Annotated in this window: 22 protein-coding genes and 4 pseudogenes; 12 read left to right on the top strand and 14 right to left on the bottom strand. The window is 67.4% G+C overall.

Going from position 1 to position 21,854, the window contains the following annotated elements; genetic code table 11:
- Window positions 1-18: 18 nt before the first annotated feature.
- From ABFB10_RS11955 to ABFB10_RS11920, 8 genes and pseudogenes are all read left to right on the top strand, one after another.
- Entirely contained in the window at window positions 19-324 is a 306-nt protein-coding gene (locus tag ABFB10_RS11955) for an EAL domain-containing protein (protein ID WP_347168002.1), read from the top strand.
- The gene (locus ABFB10_RS11950) at window positions 245-793 is read left to right on the top strand and encodes an EAL domain-containing protein (protein WP_347166689.1); all 549 of its coding nucleotides are present in this window, start codon (window positions 245-247) and stop codon (window positions 791-793) included. Before ABFB10_RS11955 ends, ABFB10_RS11950 begins: the two co-directional genes overlap by 80 nt.
- Before the next feature lie 337 nt (window positions 794-1,130).
- Window positions 1,131-2,988 (top strand): annotated as a pseudogene (yidC, locus tag ABFB10_RS11945) (membrane protein insertase YidC).
- Entirely contained in the window at window positions 2,985-3,728 is a 744-nt protein-coding gene (locus tag ABFB10_RS11940; protein ID WP_347166688.1) for an MOSC domain-containing protein, read from the top strand. Before yidC ends, ABFB10_RS11940 begins: the two are co-directional and overlap by 4 nt.
- Window position 3,729: 1 nt before the next feature.
- Window positions 3,730-4,380 (top strand): ribosome biogenesis GTP-binding protein YihA/YsxC, encoded by a 651-nt coding sequence (yihA, locus tag ABFB10_RS11935; protein WP_347166687.1) that lies wholly within the window; start codon window positions 3,730-3,732, stop codon window positions 4,378-4,380.
- 81 nt (window positions 4,381-4,461) lie between these two features.
- On the top strand, window positions 4,462-5,349 hold the full coding sequence (gene argB / locus ABFB10_RS11930; RefSeq protein WP_206565201.1) for an acetylglutamate kinase: 888 nt from the start codon (window positions 4,462-4,464) through the stop codon (window positions 5,347-5,349).
- Window positions 5,336-5,995 (top strand): ferredoxin, encoded by a 660-nt coding sequence (locus ABFB10_RS11925; protein WP_347166685.1) that lies wholly within the window; start codon window positions 5,336-5,338, stop codon window positions 5,993-5,995. Before argB ends, ABFB10_RS11925 begins: the two co-directional genes overlap by 14 nt.
- On the top strand, window positions 5,992-6,480 hold the full coding sequence (locus tag ABFB10_RS11920; RefSeq protein WP_347166684.1) for a SixA phosphatase family protein: 489 nt from the start codon (window positions 5,992-5,994) through the stop codon (window positions 6,478-6,480). Before ABFB10_RS11925 ends, ABFB10_RS11920 begins: the two co-directional genes overlap by 4 nt.
- Before the next feature lie 148 nt (window positions 6,481-6,628).
- Here ABFB10_RS11920 and ABFB10_RS11915 read toward each other — a convergent pair whose 3' ends face one another.
- From ABFB10_RS11915 to ABFB10_RS11885, 7 genes and pseudogenes are all read right to left on the bottom strand, one after another.
- A complete protein-coding gene (locus ABFB10_RS11915; RefSeq protein ID WP_347166683.1) occupies window positions 6,629-7,636 on the bottom strand; it encodes an amino acid ABC transporter substrate-binding protein in 1,008 nt (335 codons plus the stop codon).
- Window positions 7,637-7,827: 191 nt separating this feature from the next.
- Window positions 7,828-8,540 (bottom strand): annotated as a pseudogene (locus tag ABFB10_RS11910) (ATP12 family chaperone protein).
- On the bottom strand, window positions 8,537-9,142 hold the full coding sequence (locus ABFB10_RS11905; protein ID WP_347166682.1) for an HAD-IA family hydrolase: 606 nt from the start codon (window positions 9,140-9,142) through the stop codon (window positions 8,537-8,539). The pseudogene ABFB10_RS11910 and the gene ABFB10_RS11905 overlap by 4 nt, the downstream one beginning before the upstream one ends.
- A complete protein-coding gene (locus ABFB10_RS11900) occupies window positions 9,120-10,268 on the bottom strand; it encodes an RluA family pseudouridine synthase (RefSeq protein WP_347166680.1) in 1,149 nt (382 codons plus the stop codon). The genes ABFB10_RS11905 and ABFB10_RS11900 overlap by 23 nt, the downstream gene beginning before the upstream one ends.
- The gene (gene crcB / locus ABFB10_RS11895) at window positions 10,265-10,636 is read right to left on the bottom strand and encodes a fluoride efflux transporter CrcB (protein ID WP_347166679.1); all 372 of its coding nucleotides are present in this window, start codon (window positions 10,634-10,636) and stop codon (window positions 10,265-10,267) included. The genes ABFB10_RS11900 and crcB overlap by 4 nt, the downstream gene beginning before the upstream one ends.
- Window positions 10,637-10,858: 222 nt before the next feature.
- On the bottom strand, window positions 10,859-12,178 hold the full coding sequence (locus tag ABFB10_RS11890; protein WP_347166677.1) for a replication-associated recombination protein A: 1,320 nt from the start codon (window positions 12,176-12,178) through the stop codon (window positions 10,859-10,861).
- A 3-nt stretch (window positions 12,179-12,181) separates the two neighbouring features.
- Window positions 12,182-13,555, bottom strand: a pseudogene (locus ABFB10_RS11885) (trypsin-like peptidase domain-containing protein).
- 131 nt (window positions 13,556-13,686) lie between these two features.
- Between ABFB10_RS11885 and ABFB10_RS11880 the strand changes: the two are divergent.
- From ABFB10_RS11880 to ABFB10_RS11870, 3 genes are read left to right on the top strand one after another with little or no spacing between them, the layout of a single operon-like run.
- Entirely contained in the window at window positions 13,687-13,887 is a 201-nt protein-coding gene (locus tag ABFB10_RS11880; RefSeq protein WP_023851028.1) for a hypothetical protein, read from the top strand.
- A gap of 13 nt (window positions 13,888-13,900) precedes the next feature.
- Window positions 13,901-14,356, top strand: a complete 456-nt coding sequence (locus ABFB10_RS11875) for a host attachment family protein (protein WP_347166676.1) — start codon at window positions 13,901-13,903, stop codon at window positions 14,354-14,356.
- The gene (locus ABFB10_RS11870; RefSeq protein WP_347166675.1) at window positions 14,353-14,829 is read left to right on the top strand and encodes a DUF4174 domain-containing protein; all 477 of its coding nucleotides are present in this window, start codon (window positions 14,353-14,355) and stop codon (window positions 14,827-14,829) included. Before ABFB10_RS11875 ends, ABFB10_RS11870 begins: the two co-directional genes overlap by 4 nt.
- 76 nt (window positions 14,830-14,905) lie before the next feature.
- Here ABFB10_RS11870 and rplQ read toward each other — a convergent pair whose 3' ends face one another.
- The 7 genes and pseudogenes from rplQ to rplO all read right to left on the bottom strand — a co-directional run bounded on the left by rplQ (window position 14,906) and on the right by rplO (window position 20,146).
- The gene (rplQ, locus tag ABFB10_RS11865) at window positions 14,906-15,325 is read right to left on the bottom strand and encodes a 50S ribosomal protein L17 (protein ID WP_023851025.1); all 420 of its coding nucleotides are present in this window, start codon (window positions 15,323-15,325) and stop codon (window positions 14,906-14,908) included.
- Window positions 15,326-15,466: 141 nt separating this feature from the next.
- A pseudogene (locus tag ABFB10_RS11860) lies at window positions 15,467-16,484 on the bottom strand (DNA-directed RNA polymerase subunit alpha).
- Window positions 16,485-16,602: 118 nt separating this feature from the next.
- Window positions 16,603-16,998, bottom strand: a complete 396-nt coding sequence (rpsK, locus tag ABFB10_RS11855; RefSeq protein WP_023851023.1) for a 30S ribosomal protein S11 — start codon at window positions 16,996-16,998, stop codon at window positions 16,603-16,605.
- Between the two features lie 15 nt (window positions 16,999-17,013).
- A complete protein-coding gene (rpsM, locus tag ABFB10_RS11850) occupies window positions 17,014-17,382 on the bottom strand; it encodes a 30S ribosomal protein S13 (protein WP_347166673.1) in 369 nt (122 codons plus the stop codon).
- A 213-nt stretch (window positions 17,383-17,595) separates the two neighbouring features.
- A complete protein-coding gene (locus tag ABFB10_RS11845) occupies window positions 17,596-18,174 on the bottom strand; it encodes an adenylate kinase (RefSeq protein WP_347166672.1) in 579 nt (192 codons plus the stop codon).
- Window positions 18,171-19,538 carry a preprotein translocase subunit SecY gene (gene secY / locus ABFB10_RS11840; RefSeq protein WP_347166671.1) on the bottom strand — a complete coding sequence of 456 codons (1,368 nt, stop codon included), beginning with the start codon at window positions 19,536-19,538 and terminating at the stop codon, window positions 18,171-18,173. Before secY ends, ABFB10_RS11845 begins: the two co-directional genes overlap by 4 nt.
- A 143-nt stretch (window positions 19,539-19,681) precedes the next feature.
- Window positions 19,682-20,146 carry a 50S ribosomal protein L15 gene (rplO, locus tag ABFB10_RS11835; RefSeq protein ID WP_347166669.1) on the bottom strand — a complete coding sequence of 155 codons (465 nt, stop codon included), beginning with the start codon at window positions 20,144-20,146 and terminating at the stop codon, window positions 19,682-19,684.
- A gap of 427 nt (window positions 20,147-20,573) precedes the next feature.
- On the opposite strand from rplO, the gene ABFB10_RS11830 reads away from it, so the two are divergent.
- On the top strand, window positions 20,574-21,848 hold the full coding sequence (locus ABFB10_RS11830; protein WP_347166668.1) for a DEAD/DEAH box helicase: 1,275 nt from the start codon (window positions 20,574-20,576) through the stop codon (window positions 21,846-21,848).
- The last annotated feature ends 6 nt before the right edge of the window (window positions 21,849-21,854 follow it).

Raw genomic sequence — 21,854 nt, 5'->3', positions numbered from 1 at the left:
TCCAGCGCGCCCTGTCCAATGGCCAGATCCAGCCACTGGTACCAGCCGCAGATCTGCACCTCGACGGGCCGCATCAGCGGGGTCGAGGCGCTGGCCCGCTGGATACACCCGGAACGCGGCATCGTGCCGCCCGCGCAGTTCCTCCGCGTGCTGGCAGAGTCCGGCAAGATGCAACAGCTGAGCGAGGTGATCCTTCAACACGCCCTGACCGCCCTGCGCAGCTGGGACCGAGGCGGGTCTGGACGTGCCCCGCGTCAGCGTCAATTTCGCCGATGCCGAGCTGCGCGACCCCAAGCTGGTGCAGCGCATCCAGTGGGAGCTTGACCGCTTCGGCTTGACGGCGCAGCGGCTTGGGATCGAGGTGCTGGAAACCGTCATCGCGGCCTCGCCAGAGGGGATCGTGGCCCGCAACATCGTCGAACTGGGCAAGATCGGCTGCCAGATCGACCTCGACGATTTCGGCACCGGCCATGCCTCGATCACCTCGCTGCGCCGCTTCACCGTGCACCGGCTGAAGATCGACCGCAGCTTTGTCACCCGCGTCGACCGCGACGAGGATCAGCAAAGGATGCTGGCCGCAGTGCTGGGCATGGCCGACCGGCTGGGGCTGCAAACGCTGGCCGAGGGCGTCGAAAGCGTGGGCGAACATGCCCTGCTGGCGCAACTGGGCTGCGACCACGTGCAGGGCTTCGGCATTGCCAGACCGATGCCCGCCGACCAGATGGTCGACTGGGCGCGGGAGCATGCCGCCCGCATCGCCGGGGCGCAGAAACTGGGCCGCAGCACCGGCTAGACACGGCCCATCGGCCCGTCCCCGCCTCGCAGCTGCGCTTCGCAGGCCCATCGCCCGGCCCGCCCCGGCTCGCCCCCCAGAGCTGCGCCCGGTCAAGCTTGCCCCCCCCCCCGAACCACACCAGAAACGCATCGCGCCGGTCGCGAAAGCGCGCGATCCGGCCAGCCGGGCCCGCTGAAAACGCGGCTTCGCGGCATCACAATTGCCGGAAACCCTCCGCAACCAAGCGCCGCACCCCCGCCCGCAGCGGGGATTCCCCTTGACCTTTCGGGCCGGGACCGTTTGAACCCAGCGGTGACTTTCGAACAGGTATGAACGGGAAAAGGCGACCGCCCACATGGACGAACAGAACAAGAATCTGCTGCTCGCAACAGGTCTGAGCGCCCTGGTGATCCTCGCCTGGTTCCTCCTCTTTCCGCCACCCGAGCCGGTAGAGGACCCCAACGCCCCCGTCGCCACGGAAACCGACGGCCCCGCCGCCATCGACGGCGTCGCCCAGGCCCCCACCGTGGCGCCCGGCGCCGAAGGCACGCAGGCCCCGGCCCAGCAATCCGTCGACACGGTCGAAGCGCCGCGCCTGCCGCTGGACACGCCGCGCGTCGAAGGCTCCATCTCGCTCACCGGCGGGCGCATCGACGACCTGCGCCTGAAGGACTACCGCGTCACCAACGACGACGACTCGCCGATCGTTCAGATGCTGGACCCGCTGGGCGACCCGAACCCCTATTACGCGCTTTACGGCTGGGCCCCCGGCGCGGGCCTGACGCCCGCCGACGTGCCCGGCGCCAACACCGAATGGACCGTGGAAAGCGGCGAGACGCTGACCGTGGACAGCCCGGTCACGCTGATCTGGGAAAGCCCCGCCGGCCTGACCTTCCGCCGTACCCTGGCCATCGACGAGAACTTCATGTTCACCGTCACGCAGGCGGTCGAGAACACCAGCGGCGATGCCGTGTCTCTGGCGCCCTACGGCATCATCGCCCGCCATGGCGAACCCGACGACATGAAGAACTTCTTCATCCTGCACGAAGGCGCGATGCAGATGTCGGACGGCATTCTTGAGCTGACCAAGTACAAGAACATGCCCGACCTCGACGTGGTGCAGTCCGAGGGCGCGCAGGCCGTGGTCGAGCGGGTCGAAGAGACCGGCTGGGTCGGCTTCACCGATCACTACTGGATGACCACCCTGATCCCCGCCAGCGGCACCCCCTTCAAGTCGGTGGCCAAATACGACGCCCGCCGCGACATCTACCAGGCCGAGGCCGTGCTGCCCACGATGCAGCTGGCGGCAGGTGAACAGCAATCCGTCACCACCCAGCTTTTCGCGGGCGCGAAAGAATGGGAAACCATCCGCGAGTACCAGAAGGCCGGGATCGACCGCTTCCTCGATTCCATCGACTGGGGCTGGTTCTTCTTCCTGACCAAGCCGATCTTCGCGGTCCTGCACTGGCTGAACGCGGCCATCGGTAACATGGGCCTTGCGATCATCGCGCTGACCCTGCTGCTGAAGGCGATCCTCTTCCCGCTGGCCTACAAGTCCTACGCCTCCATGGCGAAGATGAAGGAACTCCAGCCGGAGATGGAGAAAATCAAGGAGCGCACCGGCGGCGATCGTGAGAAGCTGCAGCGCGAGATGATGGGCCTCTACAAGAAGGAAAAGGTGAACCCCGCCGCGGGCTGTCTGCCGATCCTTCTGCAGATCCCGATCTTCTTCAGCCTCTACAAGGTGATCTTCGTCACGCTGGAACTGCGGCACGCGCCCTTCTTCGGGCCGTTCCAGGACCTCAGCGCGCCGGATCCGACCTCTATCTTCAACCTCTTCGGCCTGCTGCCACTGGGCCTCGCCGGATCCGCAAAGCTTCATGGCGCTGATCTTCATCGGCATCCTGCCGCTGCTCTTGGGCATCTCGATGTGGCTGCAACAGAAACTGAACCCGGCGCCCACCGATCCGACGCAACAGATGATCTTTGCATGGATGCCCTGGGTCTTCATGTTCATGCTGGGCAGCTTCGCATCGGGTCTTGTGGTCTACTGGATCGCGAACAACCTGATCACCTTCACCCAGCAGTACCTGATCATGCGCCAGCACGGCTACAAGCCGGACCTCCTGGGCAACATCAAGTCCAGCTTCAAGAAGAAGGCGAAGGACGACGGCAAGGCCGCCAATTCGACCTCCAAGCCGGGAAGCAAATGACAGGCCGGCTTGACCAGATCTGGCGTTTCCCCATCAAGAGCCACGGACGCGAGTCCGTGGCTTCTGCCTTGCTGGAACCGGGCCAGACGCTGCCCCGGGACCGGCTGTGGGCGGTGGCCCACGACGCGACGGATGCCGATGGCTCGCACTGGGTCGGCTACCGGAACTTCTCGATCGGCTCCAAGGCTCCGGCGCTTGCGGCGATCACCGCCCGCACCGACGAGGCGGCGGGCACCGTCACCCTGTCGCATCCCGACCGCGACGACCTGACCCTGAACCCCGATACAGAGGGCCAGAGGCTGATCGACTGGGCCGGCGGCTTCATCCCGGCCAGCCGCGCGCAATCCGTGCGGGTGGTGCGCGGTGCGCAGCGCGGCTTCACCGACAGCGATTTCGCCTCGATCACGCTGGGCAACCTGTCCTCGCACCGCGCCGTGGAGCAGCGCATCGGACATGCGCTGTCGATCCACCGCTGGCGCTGCAACCTGTGGGTCGAGAACCTTGCCCCCTGGGAAGAATTCGACTGGCTGGACCGCGAGATCCGCGTCGGCCCGACCGTCCTGAAAATCCGCGAGCGCACCGACCGCTGCCTTGCCACTCATAACAACCCCGAAACCGGGGCGCGCGATGCCAATGTGCTTTCCGCGCTCGACACCTGGGGGCACCGCGACTTCACCGTCCGGGCCGAGGTGATCGAGGGCGGGCGCATCGCCCCCGGCGACCCCGTGGAGCGCCTGTAACATGCAACTGCCCTTCCCCCTTGCCGAAGAACCCGAAGAGGCCGAGCGCGAAGCCGCCCGCAAGCTCTTTGCCGGAGAGGTCGATTTCCTCAAGGGCGTCGTCGCCATGGACGGCCTGCCCCCCGACGACCGCGCCGAGGTCTGCTTTGCCGGGCGCTCGAACGTCGGGAAATCCAGCCTGATCAATGCGCTGACCGGGCGAAAGGGGATTGCGCGCGCGTCCAACACGCCGGGCCGCACGCAGGAAATCAACTATTTCACACTGGGTGACGAACGCTTTCTGGTCGACCTGCCCGGCTATGGCTTTGCCAATGCGCCGGTCGCCGTGGTGGCCAAGTGGCAGGCGCTGCTGAAGGCCTATCTGGCGGGCCGGGTCGGCCTGCGCCGGGCCTTCGTGCTGATCGACATGCGCCACGGCATCAAGGCGGTGGACGAGGAAATCCTGACCCTGCTCGACAAGTCCGCCGTGACCTTCCAGGTGGTGCTGACCAAGGCCGACAAGGTCCACCCCGAGGACCGCGAGAAGGTTCTGGCGCAGGTCCGCGAGAAGCTGGCCAAGCACCCGGCCGCCTACCCGGAACTGGTGCTGACGAGTTCGGAGAAGGGCGAAGGGCTTGCGACCCTGCGGGCCATCATCGCCGGGCTGACCTGACCGGCCCCTCTAGAAATCCCGGACGGCGCGGGGCATTGTCCCCGCAACCGAACGGGGAACGACCGGATGAGACCGCGCAATATGAACAAAGACTGGAAAGCCACCGCGAGGACGCTGTCAGAGGCCCTGCCCTACCTGCAACGCTACTCGGGTGCCGTGGTGGTGGTGAAATTCGGCGGCAACGCCATGGGCGATGCCGATGCCATGGCCGAGTTCGCCCGCGACATCGTGCTGATGCGGCAGGTCGGCGTGAACCCGGTGGTGGTGCACGGCGGTGGACCGATGATCAACGAGATGCTGGGCAAGCTGGGCATCGAATCGGAATTCGTGCGCGGCAAGCGCGTGACCGATCAGGCCACCGTGGAGGTGGTCGAGATGGTGCTGACCGGCCTCGTGAACAAGCGCATCGTGCAGGCGATCATGGACGAGGGCGGGCGCGCCGTGGGCCTGTCCGGCAAGGACGACGACCTGATGGTCTGCGAGGCGGACGACCCGGAACTGGGCTTCGTCGGGCGCCCCATAGAGATGAACGTGCAGGTGCTGCGTGACCTCTTCGCCGCGGGAATCATCCCGGTGGTGGCCCCGGTGGCCACCGGCATGGACCCGCTGGAAACCTTCAACGTCAACGGCGACACCGCGGCGGGCGCCATCGCGGGCGCGCTGAAGGCCGACCGGCTGCTGCTGCTGACCGACGTGGCGGGCGTGAAGGACGGCAGCGGCGAGGTGGTGACCGAACTGGTGCCCGACGACATCCGCAAGCTGACCGCCGAGGGCGTGATCGCGGGCGGCATGATCCCCAAGACCGAAACCGCCCTGAAGGCGCTGGAGGAAGGCGTGCGGGCCGTGGTCATCGTCGATGGCCGCGTGTCGAACGCCTGCCTGCTGGAACTCTTCACGGAACATGGCTCTGGCTCGATGATTCGGCAGCCGGACCTGCCCTCGCTGACCGCCCGGCGTGACGCTGAGTGATCTGGCCGGGGCCGCGCGCGGGCGCGGCCTTGCCCTGCGCGGCGCCTTCCATCCCGAGGCGGCGGACAGGGCGCCCGAGGGCACCGGCACCATCGTCATGATCGGCCCGGACGAGCCTCGCTTCTGGCCGATCTTCACCGCCGCGCCGGAATACCGCGACGGCGCGCCGGACCCGCTGGACCGCTGGTCGCGGCGGGTGATCGACGCGCTGGCGCAAGAGGTCGGCGCCTCCGCGCTCTACCCCTCTGACGGGCCGCCCTATGCGCCCTTCATCCGCTGGGCCGAACGCACGGGCACGGCCTGGCCCTCGCCGGTCGGCCCCCTTGTGCAGGCCGAGGCCGGGCTGTTCATCAGCTACCGTGCGGCGCTGGCCCTGCCCGCCCGCCTGCCCCTCACCGACGCCCCGGCACAGCCCTGCCCCCGCTGCGCGCGCCCCTGCGAGACCGCCTGCCCGGTCGGCGCCCTGTCGCCCGATCACCCCTACGACGTGCCGCGCTGCAAGGCCCATATCGCCAGCGACGCGGGCAAGGCCTGCCGCGCGGGCTGCCTTGTGCGGCGCGCCTGCCCGGTGGCCGTGGATTTCGCCCGGCTGCCCGAGCAGTCGGCTTTCCACCAATCCGCCTTCATGCGAAACTGGCGCCCATGAAACGCCTGATCCTGATGCGCCATGCCAAGTCCGACTGGAAGACCGGACAAGAGGACCACGAGCGCCCGCTGAACGCGCGGGGCCGGCGCGCCGCCACCGTGCTTGGCGACTGGATGCGCCAGAACGGCCAGCTGCCCGATGCGGTGCTGTCGTCCTCGGCCATGCGCACGCGCGAAACGCTGGACCGGCTGCAGATCAAGGCGCAGGCCACCTTCGACCCGACGCTGTATCTGGCCGCCTCCTCGGTTCTGGAAGCCGTTCTGAAAGGCGCAACCGGCGAGCGCGTTCTGATGCTTGGCCACAACCCCGGCATCGGGGATTTCGCCGCGGAACTGATGGAACGCCCGGTCGATCACCCGCGCTTTCACGCCTATCCGACCGGCGCCACGCTGATCGCGGATTTCGACATCGACCACTGGCCAGAGCTGCATCTGGGCACCGGGCGGCTTGTCGATTTCATCGTGCCCCGGGACCTGACGGACTAAGCCACGCCGCGCAGCCAGAGCCGCCCGCGCCCTGCGGCACTGGCCCCGTGCCTTGACCGGTCCGCGAACAGCCGCATAGCCCTATCTGTCGGAGCCCACGCCACGACCTGATGCGTCCGAAGGAAGTCTGCGCGGTAAGCCCAGGCCCTCAGCGGAACGGCGGGGAATACAGCAGCCCGCCTTCCGTCCATTGCAGGTTCAGACCGCGCGACAGGCCGATCGGGGTCTTCTCGCCGATATGCTTGGCGAACAGCTCGCCGTAGTTGCCGCCCGCCTTGATCGCCCGCGCGGCCCAGTCGGCATCCAGCCCCAGCATGTCGCCCAGCCGCCCGGTGGTGCCCAGCAGGCGGTCGATCTCGGGGTTGTTGGTGCCCTGCATCAGCTCGTCGATATTGGCCGAGGTCACGCCCAGCTCTTCGGCAGAGATCAGCGCGTTCAGCACCCAGCGCACGATATCGGCCCAGCGGTCGTCACCGTGGCGGACCACCGGCCCCAGCGGCTCTTTCGAGATGATGTCCTGCAACAGCACGTGGTCGCCGGGTGTCTCGAAGGTGGCGCGAATCGCGGCCAGTTGCGAGGCGTCCGAGGTATAGACGTCGCATTCGCCGCTCAGGTACTTGGCCTGCGCCTCTGCGGTGGTCGCCACCGCGACCGGTTCCACGCTCATGCCGAGGCGGGTGAAATACTCGCGCATGTTCAGCGCCGAGGTGGTCTCGGAATGGACGCAGATCGACTTGCCCGCCAGTTCGGTGGCAGAGCTGACGCCCAGCGACTTCGGCACCATGAAGCCCTGGCCGTCATAGTAGACGATCCCGGCGAAATTCACCTGAAACTCGACGTCGGTGGCAAAGCTCCAGGTGGTATTGCGCGACAAGACGTCGACGTCGCCGCCGTTCAGCAGCGTAAAGCGCGACCGCGGGGTGGTTTCCACGAAAGTCACCGCCTGCGGATCGCCCAGCACCGCCGCCGCGACGGCACGGCAGAAACCGACGTCGAAGCCGGTCCAGTTGCCCGCATCGTCCCGCGAGGCGAATCCGGCCAGGCCGGCGTTCACGCCACAGTTCAGCGTCTCGCGGGATTTGACCTCGTCTAGGGTCGTGGCTCCGGCCGCCTGGGCGGCCAGGAAGAGGGCGAGGAAAGCAGGGGTCTTCAGCATCAACCTTCTCTATTCCGGCGTTCTGGCGGCTTGGGCGGCCCCGGGGCCTGGGGCAACCGGACATTGAACGGGGCATCCTGCCCCGCCTGGTCGCCGCCTCCCGACGTGTCGGCAGTGTGGGCGGATTCCTGCTGAGGCGTCAAGCGCAGAGCCCGCCCGGGCAGTCATTTATCCGTATCGAATACGGCAGTTCAAGCCGTTGAGAGCGCGTGAAAATGCGCCGCATGCAGGAATTCGGCGCGCTTGAGAGCGGCAGCCTCGGCGGCCTCTTCATCCACGCCCCACTGCTCTTCCTGCCAGCTCTCGTCAAGGCGCGAGAGATCCCAGTGCCTCGAGCCGGGCTGCGGGCGCCGTGGATCACCGCCAGCGCCAACACCAAGGAACCCGAGATCGCCACGAGGTCGTGGAAGGCCGCAAGGGCAAAGGGCGGCTGGGCCTGCACCTCGCGCGCAAGCCGGTCCAGCGCGGCGGCGTCCTGCGCCGCGTGCATGACCCCGGCCCGGGGGGCAAGGCGGGCGCCGAACATCTCGTCGGCCCAGACAAGCAGCGGATCCCAGCGCTCGGCCTGGCGGGCCACCAGCTCGTCCGGCGCCTCTGCCCGGTAGCACAGCAGGTCGCTGTCGCCGTAGGCCGCCAGCATCTCGGCCACGGCAGCGCGCTGCGGCAGCACCTTGTCGAGCGCCGAATTGGCCATGCGCGTGAACGGCATGGTGCCCGGGTCGATCTTTTCCTCCTGCGCCTGCCATTCCTCGGCAATGGCGCGGGCCAGCGCCTCTGTCGGGACCGCAAGCGCGGTCTTCGCCGGGGTCTTGATGCCGCGACCGTCCAGGGTGACGGTCCAGCCCTCCCCCTCGGGTTTCACGTCTGCCTCTTTCCAGAAGCGTTTCGGGGCCCATTCGCTCATGCCGTGGCTCCTGCAAAGGCGTCGATGGCGCGGCCCAGGGCCTCGGAGTCGGCGACGAGGGCGCTTGCCGCCGTCAGCGCCTCGGGCCGGTGATAGCCCCAGGTCACGCCGATGGCGCGGACCCCGGCGGCACGCGCCATGTCCATGTCGTAGCTGGTATCGCCGATCATGACGGCATCGGCGGCCTCGACCCCCGCCTCCATCAGCGCGGTGAAGATCATCGACGGGTGGGGCTTGGACGGATGATCGTCCGCCACCTGCGTCGTCACGAAACGTTTCGCCAGCCCGTGCCCGTCCAGCAGCGCCGACAGCCCGCGCCGCGACTTGCCCGTCGCGATGCCCAGAAGCAGGTCGTCGCGCTGCGACAGCCGGTCCAGCAGCGCCGGGATGCCGGGAAACAGCGGAGAGGCCTCGGGCCCGCCGACCACCCGCCGGCCAAGGTAGGCGTCCTTGTAGGCCTCGACCATGCGGGCGGTTTCCGCCGGATCGGCATCGTCGGGCCGCAAGCGGGCGATGGCCACGGGCAGCGAAAGCCCGACAATGCCGAGCACCGCCTCGCGCGAGGGCCGCGCCAGCCCTTCAGAGGCGAAGGCCGCCCCCATCGAGGCCAGGATATCCGCACTGGCTGTCGACCAGCGTGCCGTCGACGTCGAAGATCACCAGTTTCAGCGTCATCTCCAGCTTCTCGAACGGGTCTTCGTCGGCATAATCCTCTTCCCATCCCAGCGTCTGCCAGCTGTCGGCCATGTGCTGCGGCAGCGGCGCGTGGATCGTCACCGGCTTGCGGGTCACCGGGTGCAGAAAGGCCATGGTGCGGGCGTGCAGGTGCAGCTTGCGCGAGATCACCCCGCCCAGCTGTGCGCCCCAGCCGTCGCCAAGGTTTTCCTGCCCCGAGCCGCCGTACTTGCCGTCACCGATGATCGGATGGCCGATCTCTGCCATATGCGCGCGCAGCTGGTGGGTGCGGTCGGTCACCGGCTCCATCGCCACCCATGCGGCGCGGCTGGCGACGCGGTAGAGCGTGGCATAAAGCGTATGGGCGCGCTTGGCGCCGGGGGTGGTTTCGATCTCGGCGGGATGGATGGCGCGCATCTTTTCGCCCTCGCCGCCCCTGCCGTGACCCGGCGCCTTGACCAGCCCGTACTTGATTTCGCCAAGGTAGGGGGTGGGCACACCGGCGACGAGCGCCCAGTAGATCTTGCGCGTCTCGCGGTGGCGGATCGCCTCGGTCAGGCCCTTGGCCACGGCGCGGCTGCGCGCCAGCAGCAACACGCCGGAGGTGTCCTTGTCCAGCCGGTGCACGAGGCGCGGTTTCTCGTCCATGCCGAAGGTCAGCGCCTCGGACAACCCGTCGACGTGACGGGTCTGGCCGCTGCCGCCCTGCGTGGCAAGGCCCGGGGGCTTGTTCAGCGCGATGACGTGGTCGTCCTTCCACAGGACGGCGGCGCGCATCATCTCGGCATCGGCGTCGGTCACCGCGACCGAGGACTTGGGCTTGGCCTGCGCGACCACCTGCCCCGGTTCGGGCAGCGGCGGGATGCGCACCTGCTGGCCGATCTCCAGCCGTGTCGAGGCCTTGGCCCGGGCGCCGTCGACGCGGATCTCGCCCTTGCGGCACATCTTTTCGATGCGCCCCTGCGCCAGTTGCGGGAAGAGGCGCTTGAGCCAGCGGTCGAGGCGCTGGTCGCCGTCTCCCGGCCCCACGGTCACGGTCTGTACGCGGCTCATGTCAGTCCCCTTGCAAGGCTCATGCCTGCGAATAATGCGGCGATGGAGGCCAGGACCGAAACCGCGACGTAACCCGCCGCGGCGCCGGTCTGGCCGCGTTCGTAAAGCGTGACCACGTCCAGCGAGAAGGCCGAGAAGGTGGTGAAGCCCCCCAGCACGCCGGTCATCAGCAGGGGCGCCCAGCGGTTGCCGCCGAGATGCGCCAGCAGCACGACAAGCGCGCCCATGGCGAAGGATCCGACGACGTTCACCGTCAATGTGGCCCAGGGAAAGCCCTTGCCCATCAGGCGCGCCATCGCGACCCCGGTCATATACCGGGCCGAGGCGCCAAGCGCGCCTCCGATTGCGACTTGCAGGACGGGTGTCATGGCGCGCGTGTCGCTTGTGGCGGGGAAGATGTCAAGATTGGGCGGGTCGTGCAGCGGGGGCCGGGCCTGTGGCGGGTCGTGGCGGCGGGCCGGGGCCGAGGACACGAGGGTCCGGGACACGAGGCACGGGGCGGCGGCGGAGGGCGGCGGCGGCGGCAGGGGGCGCTGCCCCCGGCCTGCGGCCTCCCCCCGGGATATTTCCGGACAGAAGAAACCGGGGGGTCAGGTCTTTTGTCTCTGGGTGCGGAGTTTGGCGAAGTAGTCGACGCGTTTGCGCATGTCGCGTTCGAAGCCGCGATCGACCGGGTCGTAGAAGGTCTCGCGCCGCATCTCCTCGGGGAAGTAGTCCTGCCCGGAGAAGCCGTCTTCGGCGTCGTGGTCGTAGGCGTAGCCCGCGCCGTAGCCCTGATCCTTCATCAGCCGGGTCGGCGCGTTCAGGATGTGTTTCGGCGGGCGCAGGGAACCGGTCTTCTTCGCCGCCGCCCGCGCCGCCTTGTAGGCCACGTAGACGGCGTTCGATTTCGGCGCCAGCGCTATGTAGACCAGCGCCTGCGCCAGCGCCAGTTCGCCCTCGGGCGAGCCGAGGCGTTCATAGGTGTTCCAGGCATCCAGGCAATGGGTCTGGGCCTGCGGGTCGGCGAGGCCGATGTCCTCGACCGCCATGCGGGTGATGCGGCGGGCGAGGAAGCGCGGATCCTCGCCCGCCTCCAGCATGCGGGCAAACCAGTAGAGCGCCGCGTCCGGGTCGGAACCGCGCACCGATTTGTGCAGCGCCGAGATCAGGTTGTAGTGCCCGTCGCCGGATTTGTCGTATTGCGCCGCGCGCTTCATCAGCCGGGTGCGTAGGGCGACGGTGTCGAGCGGGTCGGCGACACGCCACGACATCACCTGCTCCACGAGGTTCAGAAGCGCGCGCCCGTCGCCATCGGCCATTTCCAGCAGCGCCGCGCGGGCGCCCTCGTCCAGCGGCAGCGGGCGCTCCAGCTCCTGCTCGGCGCGTTGGACGAGGCGTTCGAGGTCGGCCTCGGAGAGCCGTTCCAGAACCAGCACCTGCGCGCGCGACAGCACGGCGGCGTTCAGTTCGAACGAGGGGTTTTCCGTGGTCGCCCCGACCAGCAGGATCGTCCCGTCCTCCATATGCGGCAGGAAGCTGTCCTGCTGCGCCTTGTTGAAGCGGTGGATCTCGTCGACGAAGAGCAGCGTCCCCTGCCCGTTCGCGCGGCGCATCACGGCCGCCTCGAAGACCTTGCGCAGTTCCGGCACGCCCGAAAAGATCGCGCTGATCTGGACGAAATGCAGGTCGGTGGCATCCGCCAGCAGGCGTGCGATGGTGGTTTTGCCGACGCCGGGCGGCCCCCAGAAGACGATGGAGCCCAGCGAGCCCGAGGCCAGCATCACCCCCAGCGGCGCATCGGGGCCCAGCACCTGCTGCTGGCCGATGACCTCGGACAGCGCCTGCGGGCGCAGACGGTCCGCCAGCGGGCGGGGGGCGGATTTCGCGGGCGGCGGGGCGGGCGTGCCGGTGTCGAAGAGATCGGCCAAGGCTCAGACCCGGAAGCGCAGCAGCAGGCGCCGGCGAGCCGCGCTCTGCCTCTATGGCGACACGGGGGCCGGCCCGGCGCAGGGCGCGGTCGACATCGGCGGGTGCCTCGATCGCGGTGCCGTTGATGCTGCGCAGGATGTCCCCTTCGCGCAGGCCCGCGCGGGCGCCCCAGGGGCCGGGATCGGTGACAAGCACGCCCTCGGCATCCATCGGCAGGCCGTAGTCCGCCGCCACCGCCGGGTTCACCCGGGACAGCGCCAGCCCCGGCAGCACCGCATCCTCGCCAAGGCTGACGGCGGCGCGGGGGGCACTTCTGGCGGGGCGATCATGGCGACCTCGGCCTCGTGTTCCTCGCCGCCCGAGGCATAGGTCACGCGCGCCATGTGGCCCACTCCGCGGATCGACATGCGAAACAGCATCTCTGGCGGCGTGTTCACCGGCTGGCCGTCCACCGCCAGCACCACGTCGCCCACCCCCAGACCGGCCTTGGCGAAGGGGCTTTCCGGGTGCAGATCGGCGATGACCACGCCGCCGGGCAGGCGCAGGCCAAGGCTGCCCGACAGGTCCGCGTCCACCGGCTGGCCGGTCAGCCCGGCCCAGGGGCGCTGAAAGCGGGTCTCTCCGGCCTTGGCCTGATCGACGAACTGCGCGACCAGCGCCGAGGGGATGGCGAAGCCGATGCCGTTGGAGCCGCCCGAGCGGGTCAGGATCGAGGTGTTCACCCCCACGAGGTGCCCCGTCACGTCCAGCAGCGCGCCGCCCGAGTTGCCGGGGTTGATCGCCGCGTCGGTCTGGATGAAGTAACCGCGCGCATTGCCCGTCGCCGTGCCCGAGCGTGCCAGCCCCGACACAATCCCCGAGGTCACGGTCTGCCCGACGCCGAAGGGGTTGCCGATGGCAAGCACCAGTTCGCCGACCTCGACGGTATCGCTGTCGCGCAGCGGCAGGAAGGGCATGTCAGCGGCGTCTTCGAGCTTCAGGATCGCAAGGTCCGATTCCTCGTCGCCCAGCAGCACCTCTGCCGCATATTCGCGCCGGTCGTTCAGCACCACGCGGATCTCGGTCGCCTGACCGACCACGTGGTAGTTAGATACCACGATCCCGTCGGCGGACAGGATCACCCCCGACCCCAGCGAGTTCTGCACCCGGGGCCGGGACTGGAACTCGTTGAAGAAGTTGTTGAAGAAGGGATCGTCCGCAAAGGGGCTGCGGGTCTGCACCACCCGGCTGGCGTAGATGTTGACGACGGCGGGCGCCGCCTCTTTCACCAGCGGCACGAAGCTCAATTGCACCTCGGCCTGCGATTGCGGCACGCCGGTCTCTGCCGCGGCGGGCAGGGCAAGCAGGACAAGCAGGCAGGCCGTCAGAATGCGCATGGGGTCCCCCTTCGTGACATGCGTCCTGATATGCCCGCCGGGGCCGCGCCTTTCAAGCCGCAGGGGGAACGGCCGGGGGCCTCGCGCGTTGATCCTGACAGACAGGAACGCACAATGTCAGGAGGCATCAGATGGCAGAGCGCCACAGATCGCAGGACGGTCGCCAAGAGACAAAGGCCTATACCGACCCTGAAAAGACACCCGCGCAGCAGGGCCGCGCCGATGGCGGCGTGGAACGGCAGGTCGGAACGCGCGACCTGAAGAAACGCGCGGAACAGGACCGGCCCGGCGTGACCCGGGTTCGAAAGTCCGAAGAAAAATCAGGATCGTAAGGAGGATCAGGCCATGGTGGAACTGAAGCAGGGAACCTGGGTGGTGGTGACGGACAGCGAAAAGGCGCTGTTCCTGCGCAACCTGACCGACCACGACGACCCCAACCTCGACGTTTTCGACGAAGAGGAGCAGGAGAACCCCTCGGACCGCGCGCAATCGGCCAACCGGCCCGGGCGCATGAACGACACCGGCGTGCGGCAGCGGTCTGCCCTCGACGACACCGACTGGCATGAGCTGGCGAAAGAGCGCTTTGCGGCGGATCTTGCCGACCACCTCTATGCCGAGGCGCACAAGGGGGCCTTCGACCGGCTGGTGCTGGTGGCCTCGCCCGAGGTCCTGGGCGACCTGCGCGAGGCGCTGCACAAGGAGGTCACTGACAAGATCATCGCCGAGGTGCCGAAGACGCTGACCAACCACCCGGTCGCCAAGATCGAGAGTCTTGTGAAAAAGGAGCTGGATGCGGCGTGACGGCCCTTCGACGGGCATCACGGGCGGTGGTGGGCCGGGCTCGACCGAGGGTGTGCCTGCTGCCCGCCCTCGCCTGCGCCACCGCGCTGGCCACCGGCCCGGCCATGTCTGACGGTGGCCTGTTTCGGCAACTGGATGCGGAAGGCGGCGCCTTGGACGCCCTGAAATGGCGGGCGCGCCCGGTGCTGGTCTTTGCAGACGACCCGGCGAATGCCGCCTACCGCGCACAGCTGGCCCTGCTTCGAAAGGCCCGCGCCGGGCTGGAAGAACGCGACATCACCGTGTTCGGCGATGCGGAGCCCGGATCTAGCGAGGCGCTGCGCGCGCGGCTGAAGGTCGAGGGTTTCACCCTTGTCCTGATCGGCAAGGACGGCGGTGTGAAGCTGCGCGCCGACAGCCCGGTCGCGCCCGAGGATCTTTTCCGCACCATCGACCGGATGCCGATGCGACAGCGAGAAATGTCCGGCGAATAGACCGACAGCCGCGAAACGAAAAAGGCCCCCGACCAGATGGCGGGGGCCTTTCTGCTGGGGCGATGGCCCCGAAGTCTTATTCGTCGGCGTCTTCGTAGGCGGCCAGGCGGGCCTTGTCGGCAGCGCCCTTGGCGTCGGTGTCGCGGTCGACCAGTTCGATGATCGCCATGGGCGCCATGTCACCGTAGCGGAAGCCGGCCTTCAGGACGCGGCAGTAGCCACCCTGACGCTCGGCGTAGCGCGGGCCGAGGATTTCGAACAGCTTGGCAACGTGCATGTCCTGCTTCAGCTGCGATGCGGCCTGACGGCGTGCGTGCAGGTCGCCGCGCTTGCCCAGCGTGATCAGCTTGTCGATGACGCGCTTGAGTTCCTTGGCCTTCGGCAGCGTGGTCTTGATCTGCTCGTGCTCGATCAGCGAGCCCGCCATGTTCGCCCACAGGGCCTTGCGGTGCTCGTGGGTACGGTTCAGGCGGCGGTAGCCTTTTGCGTGACGCATGTGTCTTTCTCCAATGGGTGCCCTCTACGGGCGGTTTTGCTTTGTCAGTCCGGCGATGCGTGTCACCGGCTCTCCTTGGGGCGGATGCCCGGGACGAGGCGTTGCCGCCTCGCCGTGGGGTGGGTTTTCAACCCACCTTTCTCAGAACGAGTCTTCCAGCTTCTTGGCCAGATCCTCGATGTTGTCCGGCGGCCAGTCCTCGACGTCCATGCCAAGGTGCAGACCCATGCCCGACAGCACTTCCTTGATCTCGTTCAAGGACTTGCCGGTCGAAGTTCGGGGTGCGCAGCATCTCTGCTTCGGTCTTCTGGATCAGGTCGCCGATGTAGACGATGTTGTCGTTCTTCAGGCAGTTTGCCGAACGGACCGAGAGCTCCAGCTCGTCGACCTTCTTCAGCAGCAGCGGGTTGAACTCCAGACCGTCGTCGTCGTCGTGACGCTGGGCCGATTCCGGCTCGTCGAAGTTGACGAAGATCGACAGCTGATCCTGCAGGATGCGCGCGGCGAAGGCCACGGCGTCCTCGGGCGTGATCGAGCCGTCGGTGTCGATCTTCATGGTCAGCTTGTCGTAGTCCAGCACCTGGCCCTCGCGGGTGGGCTGCACGTCGTAGGCGACCTTCTTCACCGGCGAGTAGATCGCGTCGATCGGGATCAGGCCGATCGGGGCGTCTTCGGGCTTGTTCTTGTCAGCCGAGACATAGCCCTTGCCGAGGTTCACGGTGAATTCCATGTAGACCTCTGCACCCTCGTCCACATGACAGATCACGTGATCGCGGTTCAGAACCTCGATGCCATTGGTTTCCGAGATGTCACCGGCGGTGACGACGCCCGGGCCCTTGGCGGAAACCGACAGGCGCTTGGGCCCTTCGACTTCCATCCGCAGCGAGACCTGCTTGAGGTTCAGGATGATGTCGGTCACGTCCTCGCGGACACCGTCCACCGAGGAGAACTCGTGCAGGACGTTGTCGATCTGCACAGAGGTGATGGCCGCGCCCTGAAGCGAGGACAGCAGCACGCGGCGCAGCGCGTTGCCGAGTGTCAGACCGAAGCCGCGCTCCAGCGGTTCGGCGATGACAGTGGCCTGCCGGGACGGGTCGGCGCCGGGCTTGATCTCCAGCTGTGTCGGCTTGATCAATTCGGCCCAGTTCTTGTGGATCATGCAATTCCCTCCATACCAGCCCGTCCCCCATGTCCGATAGGGACAGACGCCCGAGGTTTCGAAACGACGGAACGAGGCAGGGCAACAGGGCCCCGCCTCGTCCGGTAATCAGGTGCGATCAGACGCGGCGGCGCTTCGGCGGGCGGCAGCCGTTGTGTGCGATCGGCGTCACGTCGCGGATGGACGTGATGTTGAAGCCGACGGCAGCCAGCGCGCGCAGCGCCGATTCGCGGCCCGAACCGGGGCCCTGCACTTCGACTTCCAGCGTCTTCACGCCGTGATCCTGGGCTTTCTTGCCCGCGTCTTCCGCAGCCAGCTGGGCGGCGTAGGGCGTCGACTTGCGCGAGCCCTTGAAGCCCATGGTGCCGGCGGACGACCACGAGATCGCGTTGCCCTGCACGTCCGAGATCAGGATCTTGGTGTTGTTGAAGGTCGAGTTCACGTGAGCAACGCCAGCGGCGATGTTCTTGGAGACCTTTTTCTTGCCGCCAGCGCGGCGAGTATCGCGTGCCATAGGTCGAACCCTCCCTTACTTCTTCTTGCCGGCAATGGCCTTCGCGGGGCCTTTGCGCGTGCGAGCGTTGGTGTGTGTGCGCTGACCGCGCACGGGCAGGTTGCGACGATGACGCAGGCCGCGGTAGCAGCCAAGGTCCATCAGGCGCTTGATGTTCATCTGGGTGTCGCGGCGCAGGTCGCCTTCGACGGTCAGGTTGGCGTCGATGTATTCACGCACCTGCAGGACTTCGCTGTCCGACAGTTCGTTGACGCGACGCGCGGCGTCGATCTTGGTGGCTTCGCAGATTTCCTTTGCGACCGCCGGACCGATGCCGTGGATGTAGGTAAGCGCAATCACGACGCGCTTGTTGGTCGGGATGTTGACGCCGGCAATACGTGCCAAGTCTCTGTTCCTTTCGTTGCGAGCCCGTCACTCCAGGCCCTTTTTTCACAACCGAAGGCCCGAGGCGTCTGCCTGCGGGCCCAAGCTTGTCAGGTGATCTGCGCGGCGGGGGCGACCCGCCACACGGATTGATTCTCCGACGGAGATGCGGGTGCGTACGGGTTTTGCGACGAGGCGTCAACCCCTGCCGCCCCCGGCCCCGGCCCGGCGCCCTCAGGCGTCCAGTGTTGCCGCGATCTGCGCCTTGACCTCGTCCATGGCGGCCATGCCGTCGACGCGGCTGTAAAGGCCCTTGGCGTAGTAGTAGCCGACCAGCGGCGAGGTCATCTTGTAGTAGGCCGCAAGACGCGTGCGCAGCGATTCTTCGTTGTCGTCGGCGCGCACCGGCTGACCCGCGGCGCGGGCCTCTTCGGCGCGATTGACGATCCGGTGCACCAGCGCCTCGTCCTCGACCCGCAGCTCGATGACGTGATCCAGCGTCTGCCCGACCTCTGCCAGAAGCTCACCCAGCGCATCCGCCTGCTTCAGCGTGCGGGGGAAACCGTCGAAGATGAAGCCGGACGCCCCGCCCGCTTCCAGCTTTTCGCGGATCAGGCCGATGACGATCTCATCGGTGACAAGCTCGCCGCGGTCCATGACCTCGGCCACGCGCTTGCCCATTTCCGTCCCGCTAGTCTTGGCGGCGCGCAGCATGTCCCCGGTGGACAGTTGCACCATGCCGCGTTCTTCGACCAGTTTCGCGGCCTGCGTGCCCTTGCCCGCCCCCGGCGGTCCCAAAAGAATGATATTCATCGACGCGCCGGTGCCCCTCTTTTCTTCCGTGCCTTGCCACCCTTACCACGCAGCTGCGATTTCTGGATGAGACCTTCGTATTGATGCGCCAGCAGATGGCTTTGAACCTGCTGGATCGTGTCCATGGTCACGCTCACCACGATCAGCACCGAGGTGCCGCCGAAGTAGAACGGAATGGCGAACTGGTTCCGCACGATCTCTGGCAGCAGGCAGACCGCCGTCAGGTAGAGCGAGCCAAGGACCAGCACGCGGTTCACCACGTATTCAAGGTATTCCGCCGTCCGCTTGCCGGGCCGGATGCCGGGCACGAAGCCGTTCTGGTTCTTCAGGTTGTCCGCCACGTCGTCCGGTTTGAACGAGACGTTGAAGGTGTAGAAATAGGCGAAGAAGACGATCATCACCGCGAAGAACAGCAGGTAGAGCGGCTGGCCCGGTCCGAAGTAGGCGAGGATCGTCGACATGATCGGACCCGCGTCGGAACCCGAGAAGGTCGAGATCGTGATCGGCAGCAGCAGCAGCGACGAGGCGAAGATCGCCGGGATGACGCCCGCCGGGTTGACCTTGACCGGCAGGTGCGAGGACTGCGCCTCGGTCATCTTCATGCCGACCTGACGGCGGGGGTACTGGATGGTGATCTTTCGCAGCGCCCTCTCCATGAAGACGACAAAGGCGATGGTGGCCACCACCATCACGATCACGCCGACGATCACGGCGGGGCTGATGGCGCCCGAGCGACCCGAGGCGAAGAACTGCGCCAGAGCGGCGGGAACCTCGGCGATGATGCCGACGAAGATGATCAGCGAGATGCCGTTGCCGACGCCGCGGGCGGTGATCTGCTCGCCCAGCCACATCAGGAACATGGTGCCGCCGACCAGCGTGATCATGCAGGACGCGCGGAAGTACCAGCCCGGATCGGTCACGAGGTCGCCCGCTTCCAGCGAGGCGGCCAGGCCGTAGGACTGGATCAGCGCCAGCACCACGGTGCCGTAACGCGTGTACTGGTTGATCTTCTTGCGCCCCTGCTCACCCTCTTTCTTGAGCTGCTCGAGCTGCGGCACCATGGCCGTCAGAAGCTGCACCATGATCGAGGCCGAGATGTAGGGCATGATGCCCAGAGCAAAGATCCCCATGCGTCCCAGCGCACCGCCGGTGAACATCGAGGCAATGCCCGCGATGCCGCTGGAGGCCTGGTCGACGAATTCCTTCAGCGCGGCGCCGTCGATGCCGGGAACGGGGATGAAGGTCCCCAGCCGGTAGACGATCAGCAGGCCAAGCGTAAACAGGATTCGGTTGCGCAGGTCGGTTGCCTTGCCAAGCGCCGCCCAGCTTGTGTTGGCGGCCATTTGCTCTGCTGCGGATACCATGCGGATCTCTCTGTTATGACAAACGCCGCCTCGACGCGTTTTCCAGCATCGGGCGGCGTTCGGGGAAAACTAGGGGCACATGTAAGCGGCGCGGACGCCGCTCACAACCCGGTATTGCGCCGTGGTCAGGGCGCAAGCGGGGCTCACTCCGCCGCCGCAGCCACCTTGAGCGAGCCGCCGGCCTTCTCGACCGCCTCGACAGCGGACTTCGATGCGCCAGTGACGTCGATGGTCAGGGCGCCGGTGATCTCGCCCTTGGCGAGGACACGAATGCCGTCCAGCTTGCGGCGCACGAGGCCCGAAGCCACCAGCAGATCCTCGGTGATGGAACCGGCTTCCAGCTTGCCCGCGTCGACGAACTTCTGGATCAGGCCCAGGTTGACGACAGCGTATTCCTTGCGGTTCGGCTTGTTGAAGCCGCGCTTGGGCAGACGCTGGTACAGCGGCATCTGGCCGCCTTCGTAGCCATTGATGGCCACACCCGAACGGGACTTCTGACCCTTGATACCACGGCCACCCATCTTACCACGACCCGAACCCGGGCCACGGTAGATGCGCTGCTTGCGCTTGGTTGCGCCGGGATTGTCGCGCAGTTCATGCAGTTTCATATCGCTTCTCCATTGCCGGATGTGACCCTCGAAGCGAGATGGGCCAACCACGGCTTTTCTTGATTGTGAACGTGACCCCGCCCCGTTGTCCGAGTCGGGCCACCGGGCGCGTATACAGAAGGCCCGGCCCGCGATCAAGCCCACCGCCCCGCGCAGCCTTGACATTCTGCGCCGCGGCGCGCATATGCTCCCCTGTGCCGCACCCGCCGCGTGAGCGGGGCAGCAGGGCCACCGGTCCGCACGGCACGACATCTCCGAACATGGCTCCCACATCACGCATGGGTTCCGACCCGCGACAGGCTTTCCGGCATCCGAGCCGTGGCAGCCCGCGCTCGCGGTCACCCTATCGTGTGCCTCACGCCCCGCTGACGGGGCGCGGGCCCTCGTTCGTTTTGCGGGGCAGCTGCCCCGCCGCAAAGGAAAAGACTTGGATTTCGACATGCTGGGGCTGCCGCCCCGCCTTCAGGCCAACCTGGCCGCCCTTAACATCACCGCCCCCACCCCGATCCAGACGCAGGCGATCCCGCATGCGATGAACGGGCGCGACGTGCTGGGCCTTGCCCAGACCGGCACCGGCAAGACCGCTGCCTTCGGCCTGCCGCTGCTCTCTGCCCTGATGCGGATGGAGGGCCGGGCCGCGCCCAAGACCGCCCGCGCGCTGATCCTTGCGCCGACCCGCGAACTGGCCAAGCAGATCCTCGAGAACCTGCGCGCCTATGCCGAGGGCACCCACATCAAGACCGCGCTTGTGGTCGGCGGCCAGTCCATCAACGCGCAGGCGCAGAAGCTGACCAAGGGCACCGATGTGCTCGTCGCCACGCCGGGCCGCCTGATCGACCTTCTGGACCGCAAGGCCGTGCGTCTGGACGAGGCGAAGTTCCTCGTGCTGGACGAGGCCGACCAGATGCTGGACCTCGGCTTCATCCACGCGCTGCGCCAGATCGCCAAGGTGCTGCCCGCCGAGCGTCAGACCATGCTGTTCTCGGCCACCATGCCCAAGCAGATGGCCGAGATCGCCGGCGCCTACCTGACCGACGCCGTCCGGATCGAGGTCACGCCTCCGGGCAAGCCGGTCGAGCGCATCGAGCAAAGCGTCCACTTCGTCGAGCAGGCGCACAAGACCGGGCTGCTGATCACGCATCTGGACCGGCACCGCACCGATGCGGCGCTGGTCTTTGCCCGCACCAAGCACGGCGCCGAAAAGCTCAAGCGCCAGCTTGAGGACAAGGGCTTTGCCGCCGCCTCGATCCACGGCAACAAGAGCCAGGGCCAGCGCGACCGCGCGCTGAAATCCTTCAAGGAAGGCGAGCTGACCGTGCTCGTCGCCACCGACGTGGCGGCGCGCGGCATCGACATCCCCTCGGTGCGCTATGTCTACAACTACGACCTGCCGAACGTGCCGGACAACTACGTCCACCGCATCGGGCGCACCGCGCGGGCGGGCCGGGACGGCACCGCCATCGCCTATTGCGCGCCGACCGAGATGGACGAATTCCGCGCCATCCAGAAGGTCATGGGCCGCAAGATCGAGGTCGCCAGCGGTGAAGAGTGGGAAGGCGAGAAGAAGCCCGCCCGTGGTGGCGGTGGCCGTCGTCGCGGTGGCGGCGGCGGTGGCAATGGCGGCGGGCAAAAGCCCGGCACCACCCAGCCGCGCCGGTCGCGCGCGCGTCGCGGCGGCGGACGCCGGTCGCAGGCCGCATAAGCCTCT

Origin of the sequence: Ponticoccus litoralis (assembly GCF_039769985.1) — a bacterium.
GTDB lineage: Bacteria > Pseudomonadota > Alphaproteobacteria > Rhodobacterales > Rhodobacteraceae > Ponticoccus > Ponticoccus litoralis.
Note: the sequence above shows the minus strand (reverse complement) of the source record. Positions and strands in the feature narration are given on the sequence as shown.